Origin of the sequence: Methylobacterium sp. 22177, assembly GCF_052045615.1 — a bacterium.
In the GTDB taxonomy this organism is placed as follows: Bacteria; Pseudomonadota; Alphaproteobacteria; order Rhizobiales; family Beijerinckiaceae; genus Methylobacterium; species Methylobacterium radiotolerans.
The window spans coordinates 15730-34482 of the sequence record NZ_JBQEPK010000040.1; the positions used below are offsets into that span (position 1 = coordinate 15730).

The following is an 18753-nucleotide window of genomic DNA, read 5'->3' on the forward strand; positions in this document are numbered from 1 at the left end:
ACGGTTAAACAGGTGAATCGGGAGGACACGCGGACATGGCGAGCAAGGTCGAGGGGGGATCCGGGACGCCGGAGCGCGCGGAGATCGGCCGCGTGATCGACACCGACATCTCCGCGCGCCTGGACCGGCTGCCCTGGGGCCGCTTCCACGTCCTCGTGATCGTGGCGCTCGGCATCACCTGGGTGCTGGACGGCCTCGAGGTGACGCTCGCCGGCTCCCTGGTGGGCGCGCTGCGCCAGCCGCCGATGTCGTTCTCGGAGTTCGACGTCGGGCTCGCCGCCTCCTGCTACCTCGTGGGCGCCGTGACCGGCGCGATCGGCTTCGGCTGGCTCACCGACCGCATCGGCCGGAAGAAGCTGTTCTTCATCACGCTGGCCCTCTACCTCGTCGCCACGGCCGCCACCGGCCTGTCGTGGAACATCTGGAGCTTCTGCTTCTTCCGCTTCCTCACGGGCGCGGGGATCGGCGGCGAGTACACGGCGATCAACTCGACCATCCAGGAGCTGGTCCCGGCCCGGGTCCGCGGCTGGACCAACCTCGTCATCAACGGCTCGTTCTGGATCGGCGCGGCGCTCGGCTCGTTCATGTCGATCGTGCTCCTGAAGCCCGAGGTGATCGACCCGGCCTGGGGCTGGCGCGTCGCCTTCTTCACCGGCGGCGCCATCGGCCTCGTGATCCTGCTGCTGCGCACCTGGATCCCCGAGAGCCCGCGCTGGCTCGCGACACACGGCTACGCGGCGGAGGCCGACCGGGTCGTCACCGGCATCGAGAAGCGCTTCACCGATGAGGGCGTGACCCTGCCGCCGGTGGACGAGAGCAAGCGCATGAAGGTCCGCACCCGCGACCACACCCCGCTCTCCGAGGTGTTCAAGGCGCTGTTCGTGACGAGCCGCAAGGAGACCATGGTCGGTCTCGCACTGATGATCGCGCAGGCCTTCTTCTACAACGCCCTGTTCTTCACATACGCGCTGGTGCTGGAGCGCTTTTACCAGGTCCCCGGCAACCATGTCGGCTGGTACCTGCTGCCCTTCGCGCTCGGTTCGTTCCTCGGCCCGCTGCTCCTCGGGCGGCTCTTCGACACGGTCGGACGGCGCAAGATGATCGCCTTCACGTACGGCATCTCGGCGCTGCTGCTCGCCGGTGTCGGCCTGCTGTTCCGCCTCGACGTGCTCGGGCCGGTCGGCCAGACCGCGGCCTGGATGGTGGTGTTCTTCTTCGCCTCGGCGGCGGCGAGCTCGGCCTATCTCACGGTCTCGGAGACCTTCCCGCTGGAGATCCGGGCCCTGGCGATCGCGGCCTTCTACGCGGTCGGCACCGGTATCGGCGGCGTCTCGGGCCCGCTCCTGTTCGGCACGCTGGTCGAGACCGGCTCGCGCGACTGGGTGCTGTTCGGCTACGGCCTCGGCGCTGTGCTGATGCTCATCGCGGCGGTGGTCGGAGGCATCTGGGGAACGGCCGCGGAGGGCAAGTCCCTGGAGGAGGTGTCGAAGCCGCTGGCAGCGGCCTGAGGGCAGGCCCGCGGCGACAGCCGTCCGCGCGGGCGGAGCGAGGCCGCCGGGCCTCGCGCCGCACAGCGCTCGCCGTCGCGGTCCGTCACGCTTCCCTGCGCCACACCTGCCCGTGGTAGACGAACTTGGCGCCCTCGTTCGCCAGGGCCGCCAGGCCCCGGAAGGCCGGGTCGTGGACGGTGATCACGCTGGTCGGGATCCGACGCATCATCTCGGCGAAGGGCGCCTTCTTCTCGAAGGCGGTGCGGAAACCGCTCTCCTCGAGCACCTTGAGGACCCGTGGCGCGATGCCCCCGCCGATATAGACGCCGCTCGTCGCCAGGAAGGTCAGCGCGAGGTCGCCGCAGACGCGTCCGAGCACCCGGCCGAACAGCTCGAGCGTTTCGGCGGCGTGCGGATCGGTGGCGCTGAGACCGGCCTCGGTGACCGCGGCCGGCTCGATCTTCTCGTGCGGCTGCCCGGTCCGGACATGGGCGACGGCCGCGTGGAGCCGCGACAGGCCCGGCCCCGACAGCACCGTCTCCACGGTGATCCGGTCCTCGACCCGCTCCAGCGCGTGCCAGACCTTCTCCTCGAAGGCGTCGGCCGGGCCGATATCGGTGTGGCCGACCTCGGTGGACACGATGGCGAGATGCGCCGCGTAGGGGACCAGCGCCGCCGCGCCGAAGCCGGTTCCGGGGCCCAGCACCACGCGGGCGCCGCCGGGCACGGGCGGACAGGGCCCGACCGGCGTGAGGTCGTGGGGCTCGATATCGGCGGCGCCGGCCGCCACCGGCACGTAGTCGTTCACGACCGTCGCGGATGAGAGCCCGAAATCCTCGGCGATGCGCTGGCCCGCGATCTTCCAGTGCGCGTTCGTCAGCTGGATCTCCGGCCCGTCGACCCGGCCGGCGATCGCCAGGATGGCCGCGCGCGGCGCCGGGCCGCCGCCCTTCGCCAGCGACGCCCTGATCGCACTCGAAGGATCGGGATGGTCTGCGGTGGCCTCGTGCGCGAGGAGGCGGGGCTGGTCGCCGGCCTTCTCGATCAGACCGAACCGCGCGTTCGTCCCGCCGATGTCGCCGACCAGAACCGGAAACTCGAACATCGCAACTAGCCCCTGCTCTCTGGCCCACCGCGACGGGACTCGCGCCCGGCACGGCTCCGGCGATTGATCGGCCCCGCGACCCCGCGCGGGCAAGTCCCATTCGGCGGCGATTGCACCGCTCAGGACGGCGCGATCGTCTTGTCACGCGGCCGGCCGATGACGCCAAGATGCGTATCACCGAATCCGCTGCCGTATTTGAGACCGTAACCGAGGGCGCGGTCGAGACCGATATGGGCGAACCAGATCAAGGCCAACCCTACGGCCTCGGGATGGCCGACGGCGATCGCCAGGGGCAGGCCGACGAGCGGCAGCGCGAGCGTGTGCGCCGCATTGTAGAGCGCGGCGCCGACCGCGGGACCGGCCGCGTAGCCCAGCATGCTCAGGTCGGGAACGAAGAGCAGCGCCGCGAAGAGCCACCACGACGGCCCGAGCCAGCCATAGGCGAGCAGGGCGGCGACCAGGATGCAGGCTCCCTCCAGCCGCAGCAGCAGGCGCGGCCAGCCCGTGACGGAACGCCCCGTCATCGCGATCTCCCCTGGACGGCGCGGCGCGTCAGGCCGGCGGCAGCGCGTCCGGGTCGATCGCACCGCCGGCGGCCCAGTTGCTCAGCAGGGCACGGACGGCGGCGGGGTCGGGCAGGCGTCGCCGGGCGACGGTCTCGCCGTCCCCGACGCGCACCGCGACGCCGCCGTCCTCGTTCACCGACGCGAAGGCGATCTCGTCGGTGCGGTCGTCGCCGAAGAAGACGGGAATCCGTCCCGCGTAGGGCGCCTGCGCCATGAAGGCCCGGATCGCGTGGGCTTTGGTGGCCTGCGCGGGGACGATCTCGCCGACCGCCTTGCCGAGCTGGAGGCGATAATCGGCGCCGAGGGCCTCCGCCGCGCCCTTCACCAGCGTCTCGGCCCGCAGCGCGTCGTCCGGGCTCGCGAGCCGCCAGTGGACCGCCACTGAGGCGCCCTTGTCCTCGATCAGGACCTGCGCCAGCGCGGCGGTCTCGGCCTGCAGGCGCGCGACCTGCCGGCGCAGGTCGGGGTGATCCTCCGCGCGGCCGCCGGTGAGCGCGCCGTCGACCCGGCGCTCCACGCCGTGAAGACCGGCCGCGTCGAGGCGCGCGGGCGTCAGGAAGCCGTCGATCACCGTGACTGGCCGGCCGGTGACGATGGCGAGGGCGCCGTCGAGGCGTGCCCGGAGACGCTCCAGATCCTCCACCAGACCCGGCTCGACCCGCACGGCATCCGGCCGCGGAGCGATCTCGGCGAGCGTGCCGTCGAAGTCGAGGAAGAGGGCGATGTCCATCGCGGGCGATCCCGGGCTCGAGTGTCGGCGACGGGCTAGCACGGGCGCGCCGGACGACAAACGCCGGCCGCGGCGCCCTATCTGGATCCGCACTGACACAGCACGAGGTTTCCCATGCGCGGATCGCCTTTCCGGCCCGTCCCCGATCCCGTCAGGCCGGGCGAGGAGAGCGTCTGGGACTATCCGCGGCCGCCGCGGCTGGAATCCGTCCCGGACCGGCTGCAGGTCGTGCTCGGCGGCCGCGTCATCGCCGAGACCGGTTCCGGCTTCCGGGTACTCGAGACCTCGCACCCGCCGACCTACTACCTGCCGCCCGCCGACATCGCGGACGGGGCGCTGGTGAACCGGCGGCGCGGCAGGATCTGCGAGTGGAAGGGACAGGCCGTCCTGTTCGACGTGCGCGCCGGCGACCGCCTCGTGCCCGGGGCCGCCTGGGCCTACCCGGACCCGACGCCGGATTTCCGCGCGATCGCCGGCTACGTCGCGTTCTACGCCGGCCCGATGGACGCCTGCTTCGTCGGGGCGGCCCAGGTGACGCCGCAGCCCGGAAACTTCTACGGCGGCTGGATCACGCCCGGCATCGTCGGCCCGTTCAAGGGTGGGGCCGGGACAATGGGCTGGTGATTTCGTTCCCCTCCCCTTCTACGCTTCCGGACCGCCACCACGAGGAGACCGCATGAGCGCGCTGACCGAGACCGATCCGACGGGTGCCGGGTTCAGCCCGGACGGGCTCGCCCGGATCGTGCCGTGGATGGACCGCCTCGTCGGCGACGGTCGGCTGGCCGGCCTGTCGGTCACCGTGGCGCGGCGCGGCCGCATCGCCTTCGCGCGCGCCTGCGGGCAGGCCGACCTCGCCCGGGCGACGCCGTTCACCCTCGACACGGTGACCCGGATCTACTCGATGACCAAGCCGCTGACCTCGGTCGCGGTGATGCAGCTCTACGAGCAGGGCCTGTTCCAGCTCGACGATCCGATCTCGCGGGTCCTGCCCGCGTTCGCCGAGATGCGCGTCGCCGTGGGCGGCAACCGGGCGAAGCTCGAGACCGAGCCCGCCCGCCGGGCGATCACCGTGCGGGACCTGCTGACCCACACGGCCGGGCTGACCTACGGCTTCATGGAAGCGACCCTGGTCGACGCGCAGTACCGCGAGCAGGGTGTCGACTTCCTGGCGCGCGAGGGCACGCTCGCCGAGATGACCGCGCGGGTGGCGAAGCTGCCGCTCCTCGCCCAGCCGGGCAGCGCCTGGAACTACAGCGTCGCCACCGACGTGCTCGGCCAGTACGTGGCGGCGCTCACCGGCCGCCCCTTCGCCGACCACCTCCGCGAGGCGGTGATCGGGCCCCTCGGCATGGTCGATACCGATTTCCACGTGCGGCCCGAGCTGATGCCGCGCTTCTGCGCCACCTACGCGTACGATCGCGCGCGGCAGCTGCGCCTGTTCGACGATTCGGTGGAGACGGCCTTCGCGCGCCCGCCCGCGATCGCGTCGGGCGGCGGCGGCCTCGTCTCGACGGCGACGGATTACCAGCGCTTCTGCCGGATGATCCTCAACCGGGGCACCCTCGACGGCGCACGCCTCCTGGGCCGCAAGACGGTCGACCTGATGCTCGCGAATCATCTGCCGGGCGATCTCGCCGCGATGGGCACGCCGCGCTTCGCCGAGACCTCCTACACCGGCATCGGTTTCGGTCTGGGCTTCTCGGTGATGCTCGACCCCGCCCGGGCCCAGATCCTCGGCACGCCGGGCGAGGTCGCCTGGGGCGGCCTCGCCTCGACGGCGTTCTGGATCGACCCGGCCGAGGATCTGTCGGTGGTGCTCATGACGCAGCTCGTGCCGTCCTCGGCCCTGCCGATCCGGCGCGAACTGCGCGTCCTGACCTACGCGGCCCTCGCCGATTGAGGGCCGGCCGCGGGAGGGTTGGCGCCGCTCACTCCTCCTTGGGCGCCTCGGAGGCGGCGGGCTTCTGAGCCGGCTTCGCGCCGGCCTTGGCGGTCGGCTTCGGGGCGGCGGTAGCGTACTCGGGATCGCTGCGCGGGCCGTTCGCGCCGTTGGTCGGGCCGGGAAGCTGGCCCGGCGCGAGATCGGTCACCTTGGTCCAGGTCTGCGACTTGCACAGGAACGCGATCAGGCAGCCGCGCACCGTCAGCTCGCCGGGCGTCTCGGTCCAGATGGTGACGTCGTAGGACTTGCCGTCCTCGGAATTGTAGATCTTGCCCTCGTAATGGGCGTCGGCGTTCGGCTTCAGGCCCATGATGAGCTGGTGCCCGAGGGACGGCCGAGCCTGCTTCTTCGGATCGGGGTTCTTGAAGTCGATCCGCGGCTCGCCCTTGTCGTTCAGCGGAACCTTCAGCCACACCACGTAGCCGCACAGCCGGTCACCCGCGGTCCCGCACTTCTCGAGGCGCACGCGCGCGCGGCCGTCCTCGGTGAGATAGGTTCCGCTGGGATCGGTCGGCGTCTTGGCCTGGGCCGTGCCCGCCAGCGCCGAGAGCGCCAGGATCGCGAGCGGCGCAACCCGGCGACCGATCGATGTAAACCGCATACCCGAACTCCCATCCCTCGCGAGTCGTGATGGAGCCTTGACCGCCCGCCCTCGCGTAAACCGCTTCCGCGCGCGGAAAGATCTCTCCCTCCGCGTCATCGCGCCCGCACCGCACCGAGAACCGGACGGCGTGCGCGTCATGCCCGCCCTCTCCCGCGCGAAGTTGTCCGCATCATGACAACTCAGCCGGGGTTTTGGACCAGAATCGCTCCCGCGATACTGGGACTGGCAAGCGATTGACGGTCAGATCCGCGTCGGCGGGAGGCTGCGGCCGGGTCCGAGGGAACGCTGCATGAGCGTCACGTCGAGCCAGCGCCCGTGCTTGTGGCCGACACCCGCGAGGGTTCCGACGGGCGTGAAGCCGAGGCTGGCGTGCAGCGCGATCGAGGCGGGAGAGCCGCTCTCGGCGATGATGGCGACCAGGGTCCGGCAGTCGATCTGCTCGCTCGCCGCGATCAGGGCCGTGAGCAGGCGCCGGCCGACTCCGCCGCCTCGGGCCGTCCGGGCGACGTAGATCGAATCCTCGAGGGTCGAGCGGTAGGCGGCGCGCTGGTGATAGGGCCCGGCATAGGCGTAGCCGGCGACCGTGCCGTCCCGGTCGGCCACGAGATAGGGAAAGCCGCCCGCGCGCAGCACCTCGAAGCGGCGGGTCATCTCCGCCAGCGTCGGCGGCTCCGTCTCGAAGCTGGCCGTGCTGGTGGTGACGGCGTCAGCGTAGATCGTCGCGATGGCGGGGAGGTCGGCCTGCGTGGCCGGGCGTATCACGTCTGTCACGGCCGCAGGTTAAGCGAAGCCGCCTGGCTCCGGCAATGCGCCCCGCGCGGGCCCGGCGGGGCGCGGTCCTGCGGGCGGTCTCGCGGCCGCGGCGGGACCGGCGCCGCGGCGCAGATCCCGCGCGACTGGAGCGGGGTACGTCTTACTCGGCGGCGGACATCTCGGCCGTGAAGTGGCCGCACCAGTCCTTCGAGGCGACGACCGGCCAGAGGCCCTTCGACTCGGGGGCCGGCTGGCTGACCGGAGGATTGAAGCGGCAGAGGCCCTCGTCATCCTTCGCCTGGGCGCCGTTGAGCTTGTGATCGTCGAAGAAGCGGCAGCTTTCGCAGGCGGCGTTCGCGGAACCGGCCATCGGGTCTCTCCATCGGATGTTTCGGGTGGTGGGACCGCGTCGGCGGTGCGCCCTCCACAGTTCTTAATTAGAATAGCTCGAAAGTGAGGTCAACGGCAGGCTTGTGCGGGGCTTGCTCGGCCGGCGGCTCACGCGCGGAGCGGTGCGACGGATGGAAAGGGTGAGCGATCCGAGGCCGATGACGGGAGGTGATCCGGGTCGCTGCCTCCTGCGCCGGCGCTCCCGCCCTCAGGGCGACGACATCGGGCATCCCGCGATGGCGGCCCGGAGACGTGCGACCCGGCACGGCTCAGAATGCAGCGAAGCCGGATTCCCGTCGGGAATCCGGCTTCGGAGAAGCGGCGGTGATCCGGTCATCGCCGGAGCGGGTCGATCCGATCGCCGTCGACGCGGACGGCGTCGGATCGGTCAGCCCTGCTTGGCCTTCTTGTTGGCGTTGTGGTGACCGATCGCGCAGCCCGCGGCCGCGCCCATCTTGCCGTGTCCGGCCATGTGCCCGGCGACACCGCCGACCACGGCGCCCTTGAGGCAGCCCTTCGCCTGGGCGGGCGCGCCGGCCAGCAGGCCCGCGACGGCCAGGGCGGAAACGAGTGCGATCCGATTCGTCATCGAGACTTCTCCTGTCGTTGGTGCTGCAACGGGCAGGTGGCCCGAGCCGTTCCCGCGCCGACCCGACAGCTCCGCGCGCCTCTCGGGACCGTGACCCGTCAGCGCGCGAGCCCGGCCACGAGCCGCACGAGGTCCGACTGGCGGCTCGCTCCGGTCTTGGCGAAGATCGCCTTCAGCTGCGAGCGCGCGGTCGCCGCGGTGATCGCGAAGCGCGACGCGGCCTCCGCGAGGGAGGTTCCGCTCGACAGCGCCTGGGCGAGCCGCGCCTCGGCCGGCGTCAGCCGGTAGGCGGCCTGGAGGATCGCGGTCGCGGGCGCGGCCGGGGTCCCGGGAACGCTCCCGAGGAGCAGCGTGCTCGCGCCGGCGAACAGGCCGCGGCTCGGTCCGACCAGCGGCACGACGTGGATCACGATCGGCGGCCCGTCGCGTCGCGCCGCCACGACGGCGGAGATCGGCGGCCGACCGAAGGGCCGCGCGAGCGCTTCGAGCTGCCGCGCGGCGTCCGGATCCTCCGCGGTGAGGCGGCCGCCCGCGAGCTTCAGGTCTCGCCCCAGGAGGGCGCCGAACGCGTCGTTCCAGCGGAGCGCCCGCCCCTCGGCGTCGAGGATCAGGGCGGCGCGGTCGATCAGCTCGAAGGCCTGCGTCAGCCCCGCGAGCCGGGCCCGCTCGACCATCGACGTCAGCAGGCCCGCGCGCTGCAGGAGGGGCGACAGGGTCGCGAGGCGCCGCTGCTCGTGCGGCTCGTACGGCCCCTGCTCCACGGTCCGCTGCAGCGAGAGGCACCACAGGCGCCCCTTCACGGCGAAGCCGATGCCGGCGAACCAGCGCAGGCCGCGGGAGGCCAGCAGGTCCTGGTAGAAGGGCAGGCGCGCGATCTCTTCCGGCGTGGTGAAGTCCTGATCGACCGCGATCCCGCGCGTCCGCATGAGCGGGATACCGCGGAGGCGATGGTCGTCGCGGTGCCAGCCCTCGTCGAAGTAGCGGCGCGAGGCGTCGGCGAGCGAGGCGGTGCAGAGCGATTCGAGGCCGGTCCGGTCTGAGCGCAGCAGCAGGGCGCCCTCGCTGCCGGATGCTCGCACAACGCGCTCGGCCAGGTCCGGCCAGCGCGCGGGGTCGACCACCGCCTCCTCGAGGTCCTCCCGGAAACCGGACTCAAGGTCATCGTGCAGGCGGGCGAAGAGATCCGGCCTCACGCCCGACATGTCGCGCGCCTCCCCCGTGACGGATACTGCCGCGCGACAGCGGCCCGCCGAACTATCGACCTCGATCCGTACGGCTTCATACCGTCGAACTATAGATCACGTTTCTAAATCCGAGCAAGCACCCCACTATTTACAGCTTTCGGTCGGCAGCGGACGGGCGGACTTCGCCGGCACTCCGCACCGCCGCGTCGGAATCCGCGCATCATTCGCCGGCGGAGGGAGCGACGGCGCCCGTCAGCACGACAGGTCGGCCTGAGCTGGGGCCCGGCTTGCCGATCCCGCGCGGCTCGCGGCTCAGCACTTTGCCACGGCTTGCCATCTACAACTTCTGATAGAGTTGCCGTGAGCCGGGTTCAAGCCTCGTTAACCAAGTTTGGCGATTGTATCGCGGTGCGCGGTTCGATCACGAGTTGTGATGGGGCGAGCGCAGTCGAGCAGGATGCGGCTGAAGGTCGATGGCGTTTTCCTTGTCTGCGTTCCTCGGCGCGTCGCACCGGCGTGCCGGCCGACCATCTGGCGCCGCGGGGACCGCGCTCGCGCTCCTCGCCTGCGCGCCGCTGCTCGCCGGCTGCATGTCGGGCCGCCCGCAGAGCGCGTCGCGCTCAGGCCTCGACGTGACGCAGACCGGCTCGGTCACCGAGGGCCTCCCCGCGGCACTGGTCGCGGCCGCCCAGGAGGAGGTCGGGCGGACCATGCGCCTCGGGCTGGCGAACTACCGGCTGAACGTCGGCGACAACCTCGAAGTCTCGTTCCTGATCGATTCCAGCGTCGTCCAGCCGACCTACCGCCTGAACCCGAACGACGAGTTCGACGTCGATTTCCGGACGCACCCGGAATACAACCGTACGGTGATCGTCCGACCGGACGGCCGGATCTCGCTGCCGGGCAAGAACGGCATCAAGGTCGCGGGGCTGTCGCCTGAGGCGGCGGCCGCGCTGATCAAGAGTACCTACGACGACGTGCTGATCGACCCCGTCGTCACGGTCATGCTGCGCCGGTTCCGCACCGTGACCGACGATTTCCGCGACCTCACCCAGCGGGCCGACATGGGCCGCGTGAAGGTTCTGGCGATCGAGCCGGACGGCAAGATCAACCTGCCGATGGTGCCCCCCGTCCAGGCGGCGGGCCGGACCGTGCACGAGGTCATGGGCAGCCTGAACGCCGCCTACAAGCACCAGCTGGCCTCGGTAACGACCAGCGTCCGGCTCGCGAGCCTCGTCCCGGCCAACACCATGGTATTCGGCGAGGTCCGCGCCCCGGGTCCCGTCACCCTGCAGGGACCGCGGACCCTGGCGCAGGTCCTGGGCTCGGCCGGCGGCGTCCTCCCGACGGCGGCCGGCGAGGCCGTACGGATCATCCGCTTCGACGCCGAGGCGGCCGGCAGCGTGCGCATCGTCGACATCAGCCAGCCGGGCCTCGCGGATTCGATCGTGGTGCCGCCCAACGCCACTGTCTACGTGCCGCCCTCGCTGCTGGCCAAGACCGCCCGCGCGGTGGACCTCGTGGTGCGCCAGATCCTGCTCTTCAACGGGACGGGCTTCGGCGTGAACTACATCACCGGCCCGGCCGCCAGCACCTCCACCACCGCCACCGTGAGGTCCGGCACGTGAGGCAGACCGACCTGACCGCCGCCGACGCGGTCGAGGGCCCGGCCTTCGACCTCCGCGACGCCCTCGCGGCCCTGTTCCGGCACATCCGGCCCGCGCTGCTGATCCTGGTCGCGGCGATCCTCGGCGCCGGGATCTACCTCCTGCTGACGCCGGCCGAGTACACGGCCGACGCCAAGCTGATCATCCGTCTCGGCCGCGAGAAGGCGGGCGCCCCGCTCCAGGGCGGCGCGAACCAGAACTACATGTTCTCCGAGCGCGCGCAGAACGTGAACAACGAGATCGAGATCCTGCGCGACCCCAGCATCGTGCGCGACGAGTTCGCGGCGCTGAAGGCGATCACCCCGACCGGCGACCTCGGGCCGCCGCCGGCGGACTGGATCGACTGGCTGATCTACCAGGGCCGTCAGGCCGTGCGCGGGGCCAAGGCGGTCAAAACCTGGATCGTCGACACGGTGCGGATCCCGTTCGAGGCGGTGGGCCTGCTGCGCCACCTCACGCCGGACGAGAAGCTCTACGAGGCCTATCTCGCGGCGTTCAAGGTCGTCTTCGTGAAGGAGACGGACGTGATCCTCACGGGCTTCACCTGGACGGACCCGCACTTCGCCGCCCAGGCGCTGAACCGGCTGCTCGACGCCTACAAGCGCCGCCACGTCGAGGTCTACGCCGACGAGACCCCGGCCTCGTTCTACCAGAGCAAGCTGGACCGCGCCCGGGCCGACCTCGCCGCCATCGACGCGCAGCTCGCGACCTACCTCAAGGGCAACAACACCGCGAGCTTCGAGATCGAGCAGCAGAACGATCTCGGCACCCTGGCCGACCTCGCCAAGCAGAAATCGGCGGCGCAGATCGAGCGCGAGGTGGTCGAGACCCGGCTCAAGCGCACACGCGAGGCCGGGCCCGACCGCTGGCAGCCGACGCCGCCCGACGCCGATCCGACGGTCACGGCCTTCGACCAGCGCTGGGCGGACCTGCGGACGAAGCGCGCCGAACTGGCGGTGCGGTTCCGGCCGACCGCCCCCGAATTCGTCAGCCTCGATCGGGACCTGGCCGCGCTGGCGCGGCAGAAGTACCAGGCACTCCTCGCCGCCGACACGGCGAAGCTCGCCGTCCTCGCCGAGAAGATCCAGAGCATCACGGGGATCGAGCAGACCCGCCGCCGCGCGGCCATCGGCCAGAGCGACGCGGCGCTGGCCTACGGCCGGCTGACCCAGCAGAAGGGCCTGCTCACCGACGAGATCACCGAGACCCAGAAGCGGATCGACGCGCTGAAAACTGGCACCGGGCTCGACGCGCAGGCCGTCACCTCCTCGGCCCTGGTGGCGCGCGCCGTTCCGCCGCGGCTGCCCTCCGGCCCGAACCGGCCGCTGATCCTCGGCCTCGCGGCCGGTCTCGGGCTGCTCGCCGCCCTGGCCTACGTCGCCCTCGCGGAGATCCTGGCCCAGACCTATCGCAGCGCGTCCGAGGTCGCCCGCTCGCTGCGGGTGCCCGTGCTGGCCGCGGTGCCGCTGCAGACAGGAGCCGCCGGATGATCGCCGCCGCAGCCGCCCCCCGCATCGATCCGGCGATCCTCGAACCGGCACTCGTCCAGCTCACCCGGCACGAGGCGCGCGTCCGCCGGGTCGGCGTCACCGCGGTCCAGCCCGGCGAGGGCGTGAGCACCCTCGCCCGCGAACTCGCCGGCGCCTACGCCCGGCGGGGCCGCAGCGCGGTGCTGATCGAGGCGAACTGGTCGCGCCCGTCGCTGGCGGAGGCCTACGGCCTGACCGGCCGGCCGGGCTTCGCCGACATCGTCGCCGGCGCGGTGGCGCCGAGCCGCGGCGTCCACGCGGTTGCCGAGAACTTGAGCGTCGTGCCGGCGGGCAGCGCGTCGGCCATCCGCGAGGCGACCCTCGACGACGGCCGCGTCGAGGATTTCCTCGCGCTGATCGACGACCGCTTCGACCTCGCCATCGTGGATTGTGAGCCGATCACCGAGATCGGCGACGCCGCCGCGCTCTCGCCCTTCGTGGACGGCTTCATCGTGGTGATCGGCGCCGAGCGCACCCGCCGGGCGGTGGCACAGCGCGCCCTGGCCGACCTCAAGGCCGCCGGCGGTGCGCCGCTCGGCGTCGTCCTCAACCGCACCCGGCGACCGATCCCGAAATGGCTCTACCGATGGCTCGGGTGAGCGCGGCCCCCGTCCGCGCGCTGCGGGTCCTGCCGCTCGCCGGTATCGGCTTCGCGGCGGCGGCCGGCGCGATCGCCCTGAGCGCGGCGCCGCTGAAATTCGCCGTCGTCGGCCTCGCGGCGGCCTTCGGCGGGGTCGGCGCCCTGATCGTCGGGCGCCTCTATCGCCTCACACCGCTCCTGCTCGTGGCCCTCGCGGTCGGGCTGACGGTCAAGCTCGACGTCAGCTTCCTCCAGCATTTCGAGGCCGTCGGTCAGTACCTGCCGAGCATCGGCGGCGGGGCCGGCCTGACGGTGAGCGTCGCCCTGCTGGTGGCCGCGGCGCTGATCGTCGCGAAGCTCACGGGCCTCGGGGAGGCTTCTCCGGGCCTGCGCCTCGACCGGCCCCTCGTCCTGACGCAGTTCTGCTTCCTGGTCGCGGGGCTGCTCTCGCTCTCCAACGCCACCGACACGGCCTATCTCTGGTTCGACACGTGGCGCTTCGCCGGCCTGCTCCTGGTCTCGGTCGCGGTCTCGAACCTGTCCGGTTCCGACATCCGGACCCTCGCGCTGGCGATCTGCGCCCTCTGCCTCGTCCAGACCGCGGTGGCGGGCCTGCAATACGTCTCGGGCTCGGAACTGGGCCTCTCGGTGCTCGGCGAGGAACAGATCGTCGAGGAGAACATCAACTTCTCGGCCCAGCGCCGCGCCGGCGGACTGAAGGTTCACCCGAATATCCTCGGCTACTACTACGAGTTCGTCTGGCCGCTCGCCCTGGCGCTGGCGCTGTCGCGCGGGCCGCTCCTCCTGCGCCTCGCGGGCGCCGCGGGCGCCGCCTCGGCCCTGGTCGGCGTGGTCCTGACCCTGTCGCGCGCGTCCTGGCTGACCTTCCCGGTCTCGGCCGCCCTCCTGATCCTGCTGGTCTACCGCGACCGCCTGTTCTCCCGGACGAGCCTGATCGTCTTCGGCCTGCTGGCAATCGTCGGCGCCGTCGCGGCGCTCTACGCCGGCCCGCTGATCTGGGAGCGGCTCACCGCCGACGACGGCGGCTCGGCCGCCCAGCGCGGCCCGCTGAACGCGGCGGCCCTGGCGCTGTTCGAGCAGTTCCCGATCTTCGGCGTCGGCCTCAACAACTTCGGCAACCAGTTCGCGGTCCTCGACAGGACTGGCCTGTCCCGTCTCGCCGGATTGTTCGACCGGTCGAACCACGTGGTGCACAACCTGCACATCCTGATCCTCACCGAGGTCGGGATCGTCGGCTACGCCGCCTTCGTGCTGGTCTTCGGCACCGGCATCGTCCGGGGCTTCCGCGCCGCCCGCCGCGCGCCGGTGGGCGATCCGCTCGCGGCGATCGCGGCCGCCTGCGCGGTCGGCCTGATCGCGCACCTGCTGCACGGGCTGGTCGATCCGGGCTTCCGCCTGAATCTCGGCATCGCCGAGTTGCTCTACACCGGCCTCGGGCTGATCGCCGGGGTGCGGGCGGCGCAGCGGCGCAGGGCTGTCGAAGCGTCCCGGGCGGTCGCGTCCACCGGCATGATCGGCGCGGCGCGCGCTCGACCGGAGCGGAACCCGGCGCCGCGCGGCCCTTCGCGCCCGGCGTCGCCCGGGGGGCGTCCGCCCCTGGCAGCGTATGGAGACCGTTCGTGAGCGCCGTCAGCCTCAGCGTCCTGATCGTCACGTACAATGCCGGCCAGGACATCGAGACCTGCCTGGAACGGCTGGCGGAGAGCCGCATCGACCGCCCCTACGAGGTGATCCTCGTCGACAACGCGTCGACCGACGGGACACCGGAGCGTGTCGCGAGGGCCTTTCCCTGGGTCCAGGTGATCGCCGAGCGGACCAACCACGGCTTCGCGGGCGGCAATGCCGTCGCGCTGGAGCACGCGCACGGCGCGGCGATCCTGCTCCTCAACCCCGACGCGTTCCTGCGCGACCCGGGCGCGCTCTCGGGCCTGCTGGACCATCTCGACGCGCATCCGGAGGTCGGGGCGGTCGGTCCGCGCCTGACCTTCCCGGACGGGACGCACCAGGTCGGTGACGCCGGCTACGAACCGCGCCCGCTCTCGATCCTGGTCCACGCCGCCGGCCTGTCGGGCCGCTTCGGGCTGCGCGGCCTCTACCTCGCCAGTCGCCAGGCCAAGGGCGCACGGCCCCTCGACGTGGACTGGATCTGCGGGGCCTGCCTGCTCCTGCGCCGCTCGGCGATCGCCGCGATCGGCGGCCTGCAGAGCCCGATGTTCCTCTACGGCGAGGACGTGGATTGGGGCTGCCGCCTGCGCGATGCCGGCTGGCGCGTCGCCTACCGCCCGGACATCGCCGTCACCCACCTCCAGGGCGGCTCCGGCAGCACACGCTCGGCCCGCTGGCTCGACGGGCTGGCCGCCATCTACAGCCTGCGCAATGCCGGCCGGCCCCTGTCGTCGCCCGCCTTCTTCTCGGGGCCGCTCCGGCTCGGCTTCACCCTGCGGGCGCTCGCCTACGGTCTCGCGGCCCGGCTGCGCGGGCAGCCGGACCTCGCCCGCAAAGCCGACGACATGCGCAGGTTCGCCGGCCACCTGCGCAGTCTTCGTCTCTGATCTTGTGAATCGTCACGGCCGCTTGCGGATGAACACCATGTGGTAGCCCTTGAACGGGCCCGGCGTGAGCCGGAACAGCAGCTCCCAGAACTTGCCCAGGACGATGTTCTCGCCATGATAGAACGGCTGCCCGTCGAAACTGTAGGTGAAGTGCTCGAACCGGTCAGTTGGGAAAAGCCGCTTCCGCGCCGCCTCCGTGTTCATCGTGTAGAGCGGCACGAACGAGTCGATCTCGACCCGCCGCGGCTCGACGAGGCGCAGCACCCGGGCGTGCAGCCGCTTCGGCACGAGCCGCGCCCCGATCCCGACATAGCCCCAGCGGTTCGGCGTCCAGGCGCAGAGCCAGCCGCCCGGGGCGAGCACCCGGCCGAGCTCCGCCGCGGTGACCTCGGGGTGCTCGATATGCTCGAGGACCGAGAAGGCCGAGATCAGGTCGAAGCTCCCGTCCGGGAATGGCAGCACCCCGTCGTGACCGATCAGCCGGACCTCGTCGGCCGACCGGTTGCCGAGGACCGCCTCGTCGACGTCGCAGGCGACGACCTGGGCGCAGCGTCCCCGGAAGTCGCCGAGGTGCCGCCGCAATGGGACCGGGTCATCGCTCCACTTGCCGCGCCCCGCGCCGAACTCCATCACCCGCATGTCCGGCCGGAGCAGCGCGTTGACGCGCACGATGTACTCCATCCGGTGGTCGTGCCGGGAATAGCCCCCGGCTCCCATCTCCCGGAACAGACGCTGTTCGACCGTGACCATGCTTCAGGCTCCTCTGAACGTGCCGCGCCCACGGCGCGTGTGAAAGCGGGGGGATCGGGCGGGCGCCCGGCGGTGGCGATCCTCGGCACCCGCGGGGTGCCGGCGGCGCACGGGGGGTTCGAGACTTTGGCGGAGCGCCTCGCGCTGGAGCTCGTGGCGCGGGGCTGGCGGGTCGAGGTCTACTGTCAGGTGCGCGAGCCGGCGCCGCTGACGGTCTGGCGCGGGATCACACTCATCCCGGTCGCGGTCCGGGGCGACGGCGCCGTCTCGACGATCGTGTTCGACCTGAAATGCACCCTGCGGGCGGCTTTCAGGCCCGCCCTGCCCCTCGTGCTCGGCTACAACACCGCGGCGTTCTCGCTGCTCTACCGGCTGACGGCCAAGCGCAGCGTCATGAACATGGACGGCATCGAGTGGAAGCGTGACCGCTGGTCGAAGCCCGCCAAGGCCTGGTTCTGGCTGAACGAGCGCCTCGGCAGCCTGTTCTCGACCCACCTCGTGGCGGACCACCCGGAGATCGCCAAGCACCTCGCCCGCAGGACCTCCGCCGCACGGATCTCCACCATCGCGTACGGCGCCGACCCGGTGCTTGAGGCCTCGACCGACCCGCTTGCGAAGTTCGGGCTGCGCCCGCGCGATTACGGCCTGCTGATCGCCCGGGTGGTGCCCGAGAACCTCGTGCTCCAGATCGTGCGGGCCTGGAGCGAGGTCCGGCCGGGGCTGCCGCTGCTCGTGCTGGGCAAGCTCGCGGAGTCCGACCCGTATCACCGCGCCGTCCGCGCGGCGGGCGGCCCGGACGTGATCTTCGCCGGCGCGATCTACGAGGCCGAGCGCGTGGCCGCGCTCCGCTTCCACGCCCGCTTCCACATCCACGGCCACACGGTGGGCGGGACCAACCCCTCGCTGGTCGAGGCGCTGGGGGCGGGCTCGCCGATCCTCGCCCACGACAACCCGTTCAACCGCTGGGTGGCGGGGCCGCAAGCGCTGTATTTCGGCGACGAGACGGAGCTGCGGCGGGGTATTCTCGGCCTCGTGCGGGCCGGGCCGCGCCGCCTGGAGGTCATGGGCGAGGCGTCCCGACGCCGCCACGCCGAGGCGTTCACGTGGCGCGGCATCTTCGACGCCTACGAGCGCGTCCTGCGCCGCCAGCTCGCCCCGGAGCGGGAGGGCCGGGGCGCGCAGCGGACGGTGCGCCGGGAGCACGGTCGCGCGTGACACGGGCGCGGGCCGGGCGCGGCCGGTCCTAGCGCCCATGGCCCACCTCCGAGCCGCGCCCGCCGCTGCGGAGCTGCCGCTGGACCACCATCGTGACGGTGCCGGCCGGGACGTCCCGGAGGCTGCAGACCCCGATCCCGACCGTCGCGCCCGCGCCGATGGTCACTGCTCCCTGCACCGCGGCGTGCGCGCCGACCACGGCGCCGTCGCCCAGGCGGGGGCCGTCGGCGGGGAACGGCTGGCTCGGCAGGATCCAGTCCCGCGGCCCGACCAGTGTGCCGGGCAGGAGCGTCAGGTCGGCGCCCCCGGTGCCGCAGAACGCGACCCGCGCCGGGTGCGGCACGAACAGGCCGGGCCCGAGGCGCGAGCCCGGATGCAGGCTGGCGCCCGTGAGCCGCAGGGACAGGTCCGCCACCAGGGCGGCGCAGCGGCGCCAGCCCCGGCCGTGCAGCAGGTGCGCGGTCCGGTGGAGGATCGCCACCTGCATGGCCGGCAGCGTGAGGTGCATCAGGCGCCGGAGCCGCGAGGTCGGCTTCCCGCCCGTGGTCTGGCGCAGGACGCGGGCGAAGTCGGCCGCCAGGAGGCGCCGCAGCCCCGACAGGGTGAGGTGATCCGTCATCGGACCGCTCACGCCGCGACTCCCCGGCCGGGAAGCGGCCGCCAGGGCTGCGGCATGACCTCCTCGTCGGCCTGGACGGGCTTGAGGATAGTGGTCCGCGGACCGATCCGGGCCCGGTCGCCGATCGACACGGCCCCGAGCACGATGGCGCCGGCCTCCAGGACCACGTCGTCGCCCAGCACAGGGAGGCCGGGACCGCCGCCGATGTCCTGATCCGGCTCCTTCAGCAGGCCGCCGATGGAGGCCTGGATCCCGAAGGCGGCGTCGCGGCCCACGGCGCCGGCGATCACGGTTCCGTAGGGCTGCGGCAGGAACAGGCCGCCGGCGATGCGGCTGGAGGGCGGGATGTCGGCGCCCGTCCACCAGCCGTTCACCAGCCACAGCAGCCACGCCGCCATCCGCCAGCCGCGCTCGTGGGCGTAGCGGGACAGGCGGTAGAGCCAGACCGCGTGGTAGCCCCGGCGCAG

The 18753-nt window shown here is 72.2% G+C and carries 20 protein-coding genes; 9 read left to right on the forward strand and 11 right to left on the reverse strand.

What is annotated here, in order from left to right:
- Nucleotides 1-35: 35 nt before the first annotated feature.
- Nucleotides 36-1508: an MFS transporter gene (locus ACTJK8_RS25865; protein WP_063111746.1), complete on the forward strand. Its 1473-nt coding sequence runs from the start codon at nucleotides 36-38 to the stop codon at nucleotides 1506-1508.
- 85 nt (nucleotides 1509-1593) lie between these two features.
- Here the strand turns inward: ACTJK8_RS25865 and ACTJK8_RS25870 are convergent, their stop codons facing one another.
- The 3 genes from ACTJK8_RS25870 to otsB form a co-directional block, all read right to left on the reverse strand.
- Nucleotides 1594-2595: a glucokinase gene (locus tag ACTJK8_RS25870; protein ID WP_440762746.1), complete on the reverse strand. Its 1002-nt coding sequence runs from the start codon at nucleotides 2593-2595 to the stop codon at nucleotides 1594-1596.
- Nucleotides 2596-2714: 119 nt separating this feature from the next.
- A complete protein-coding gene (locus tag ACTJK8_RS25875) occupies nucleotides 2715-3119 on the reverse strand; it encodes a DUF4260 domain-containing protein (protein WP_012322382.1) in 405 nt (134 codons plus the stop codon).
- A 28-nt stretch (nucleotides 3120-3147) separates the two neighbouring features.
- A complete protein-coding gene (gene otsB, locus ACTJK8_RS25880; RefSeq protein WP_012322381.1) occupies nucleotides 3148-3891 on the reverse strand; it encodes a trehalose-phosphatase in 744 nt (247 codons plus the stop codon).
- 114 nt (nucleotides 3892-4005) lie between these two features.
- Here otsB and ACTJK8_RS25885 point away from each other — a divergent pair, with 114 nt between their 5' ends.
- The gene (locus ACTJK8_RS25885) at nucleotides 4006-4515 is read left to right on the forward strand and encodes a DUF427 domain-containing protein (protein ID WP_440762747.1); all 510 of its coding nucleotides are present in this window, start codon (nucleotides 4006-4008) and stop codon (nucleotides 4513-4515) included.
- A gap of 52 nt (nucleotides 4516-4567) precedes the next feature.
- Nucleotides 4568-5791, forward strand: a complete 1224-nt coding sequence (locus ACTJK8_RS25890) for a serine hydrolase domain-containing protein (RefSeq protein WP_029358051.1) — start codon at nucleotides 4568-4570, stop codon at nucleotides 5789-5791.
- 28 nt (nucleotides 5792-5819) lie between these two features.
- Here the strand turns inward: ACTJK8_RS25890 and ACTJK8_RS25895 are convergent, their stop codons facing one another.
- The 5 genes from ACTJK8_RS25895 to ACTJK8_RS25915 form a co-directional block, all read right to left on the reverse strand.
- Nucleotides 5820-6434: a DUF2147 domain-containing protein gene (locus ACTJK8_RS25895; RefSeq protein WP_012322378.1), complete on the reverse strand. Its 615-nt coding sequence runs from the start codon at nucleotides 6432-6434 to the stop codon at nucleotides 5820-5822.
- 243 nt (nucleotides 6435-6677) lie between these two features.
- Nucleotides 6678-7208 (reverse strand): GNAT family N-acetyltransferase, encoded by a 531-nt coding sequence (locus ACTJK8_RS25900; RefSeq protein WP_029358048.1) that lies wholly within the window; start codon nucleotides 7206-7208, stop codon nucleotides 6678-6680.
- 142 nt (nucleotides 7209-7350) lie between these two features.
- A complete protein-coding gene (locus ACTJK8_RS25905; protein ID WP_053621907.1) occupies nucleotides 7351-7560 on the reverse strand; it encodes a hypothetical protein in 210 nt (69 codons plus the stop codon).
- Between the two features lie 408 nt (nucleotides 7561-7968).
- The gene (locus tag ACTJK8_RS25910; RefSeq protein ID WP_012322375.1) at nucleotides 7969-8169 is read right to left on the reverse strand and encodes a hypothetical protein; all 201 of its coding nucleotides are present in this window, start codon (nucleotides 8167-8169) and stop codon (nucleotides 7969-7971) included.
- 98 nt (nucleotides 8170-8267) lie between these two features.
- Nucleotides 8268-9371, reverse strand: coding sequence for a helix-turn-helix transcriptional regulator (locus tag ACTJK8_RS25915; protein ID WP_012322374.1), 1104 nt, complete (start codon nucleotides 9369-9371; stop codon nucleotides 8268-8270).
- A gap of 467 nt (nucleotides 9372-9838) precedes the next feature.
- Between ACTJK8_RS25915 and ACTJK8_RS25920 the strand changes: the two genes are divergently transcribed.
- The 5 genes from ACTJK8_RS25920 to ACTJK8_RS25940 are packed head-to-tail and all read left to right on the forward strand — an operon-like array spanning nucleotide 9839 to nucleotide 15702.
- Nucleotides 9839-10981 (forward strand): polysaccharide biosynthesis/export family protein, encoded by a 1143-nt coding sequence (locus ACTJK8_RS25920; protein ID WP_244413160.1) that lies wholly within the window; start codon nucleotides 9839-9841, stop codon nucleotides 10979-10981.
- Nucleotides 10978-12510: a GumC family protein gene (locus ACTJK8_RS25925; protein WP_012322372.1), complete on the forward strand. Its 1533-nt coding sequence runs from the start codon at nucleotides 10978-10980 to the stop codon at nucleotides 12508-12510. The genes ACTJK8_RS25920 and ACTJK8_RS25925 overlap by 4 nt, the downstream gene beginning before the upstream one ends.
- A complete protein-coding gene (locus ACTJK8_RS25930) occupies nucleotides 12507-13148 on the forward strand; it encodes a CpsD/CapB family tyrosine-protein kinase (RefSeq protein ID WP_029358045.1) in 642 nt (213 codons plus the stop codon). Before ACTJK8_RS25925 ends, ACTJK8_RS25930 begins: the two co-directional genes overlap by 4 nt.
- Nucleotides 13136-14773, forward strand: a complete 1638-nt coding sequence (locus ACTJK8_RS25935) for an O-antigen ligase family protein (protein ID WP_440762748.1) — start codon at nucleotides 13136-13138, stop codon at nucleotides 14771-14773. Before ACTJK8_RS25930 ends, ACTJK8_RS25935 begins: the two co-directional genes overlap by 13 nt.
- Nucleotides 14770-15702 carry a glycosyltransferase family 2 protein gene (locus ACTJK8_RS25940; RefSeq protein WP_440762749.1) on the forward strand — a complete coding sequence of 311 codons (933 nt, stop codon included), beginning with the start codon at nucleotides 14770-14772 and terminating at the stop codon, nucleotides 15700-15702. Before ACTJK8_RS25935 ends, ACTJK8_RS25940 begins: the two co-directional genes overlap by 4 nt.
- A gap of 12 nt (nucleotides 15703-15714) precedes the next feature.
- On the opposite strand, the gene ACTJK8_RS25945 is transcribed toward ACTJK8_RS25940, so the two are convergent.
- Nucleotides 15715-16452 (reverse strand): class I SAM-dependent methyltransferase, encoded by a 738-nt coding sequence (locus tag ACTJK8_RS25945; RefSeq protein ID WP_331312785.1) that lies wholly within the window; start codon nucleotides 16450-16452, stop codon nucleotides 15715-15717.
- Nucleotides 16453-16524: 72 nt separating this feature from the next.
- Between ACTJK8_RS25945 and ACTJK8_RS25950 the strand changes: the two genes are divergently transcribed.
- Nucleotides 16525-17667 (forward strand): DUF1972 domain-containing protein, encoded by a 1143-nt coding sequence (locus ACTJK8_RS25950; protein ID WP_012322367.1) that lies wholly within the window; start codon nucleotides 16525-16527, stop codon nucleotides 17665-17667.
- 28 nt (nucleotides 17668-17695) lie between these two features.
- On the opposite strand, the gene ACTJK8_RS25955 is transcribed toward ACTJK8_RS25950, so the two are convergent.
- Together ACTJK8_RS25955 and ACTJK8_RS25960 are read right to left on the reverse strand one after the other, a co-directional pair.
- On the reverse strand, nucleotides 17696-18286 hold the full coding sequence (locus tag ACTJK8_RS25955; RefSeq protein WP_012322366.1) for a serine O-acetyltransferase: 591 nt from the start codon (nucleotides 18284-18286) through the stop codon (nucleotides 17696-17698).
- An 8-nt stretch (nucleotides 18287-18294) separates the two neighbouring features.
- The coding region (locus ACTJK8_RS25960; protein WP_440762750.1) for a serine acetyltransferase at nucleotides 18295-18753 on the reverse strand (459 nt) is incomplete at its 5' end.

Bases quoted from the DNA above. Each gene is read 5' to 3' on its own strand.
- otsB (WP_012322381.1), bottom strand. From the start codon at position 3,891: ATGGACATCGCCCTCTTCCTCGACTTCGACGGCACGCTCGCCGAGATC.
- ACTJK8_RS25930 (WP_029358045.1), top strand. From the start codon at position 12,507: ATGATCGCCGCCGCAGCCGCCCCCCGCATCGATCCGGCGATCCTCGAA.
- ACTJK8_RS25870 (WP_440762746.1), bottom strand. From the start codon at position 2,595: ATGTTCGAGTTTCCGGTTCTGGTCGGCGACATCGGCGGGACGAACGCG.
- ACTJK8_RS25915 (WP_012322374.1), bottom strand. From the start codon at position 9,371: ATGTCGGGCGTGAGGCCGGATCTCTTCGCCCGCCTGCACGATGACCTT.
- ACTJK8_RS25955 (WP_012322366.1), bottom strand. From the start codon at position 18,286: ATGACGGATCACCTCACCCTGTCGGGGCTGCGGCGCCTCCTGGCGGCC.
- ACTJK8_RS25895 (WP_012322378.1), bottom strand. From the start codon at position 6,434: ATGCGGTTTACATCGATCGGTCGCCGGGTTGCGCCGCTCGCGATCCTG.
- ACTJK8_RS25945 (WP_331312785.1), bottom strand. From the start codon at position 16,452: ATGGTCACGGTCGAACAGCGTCTGTTCCGGGAGATGGGAGCCGGGGGC.
- ACTJK8_RS25865 (WP_063111746.1), top strand. From the start codon at position 36: ATGGCGAGCAAGGTCGAGGGGGGATCCGGGACGCCGGAGCGCGCGGAG.
- ACTJK8_RS25905 (WP_053621907.1), bottom strand. From the start codon at position 7,560: ATGGCCGGTTCCGCGAACGCCGCCTGCGAAAGCTGCCGCTTCTTCGAC.
- ACTJK8_RS25890 (WP_029358051.1), top strand. From the start codon at position 4,568: ATGAGCGCGCTGACCGAGACCGATCCGACGGGTGCCGGGTTCAGCCCG.
- ACTJK8_RS25885 (WP_440762747.1), top strand. From the start codon at position 4,006: ATGCGCGGATCGCCTTTCCGGCCCGTCCCCGATCCCGTCAGGCCGGGC.
- ACTJK8_RS25935 (WP_440762748.1), top strand. From the start codon at position 13,136: ATGGCTCGGGTGAGCGCGGCCCCCGTCCGCGCGCTGCGGGTCCTGCCG.
- ACTJK8_RS25875 (WP_012322382.1), bottom strand. From the start codon at position 3,119: ATGACGGGGCGTTCCGTCACGGGCTGGCCGCGCCTGCTGCTGCGGCTG.
- ACTJK8_RS25910 (WP_012322375.1), bottom strand. From the start codon at position 8,169: ATGACGAATCGGATCGCACTCGTTTCCGCCCTGGCCGTCGCGGGCCTG.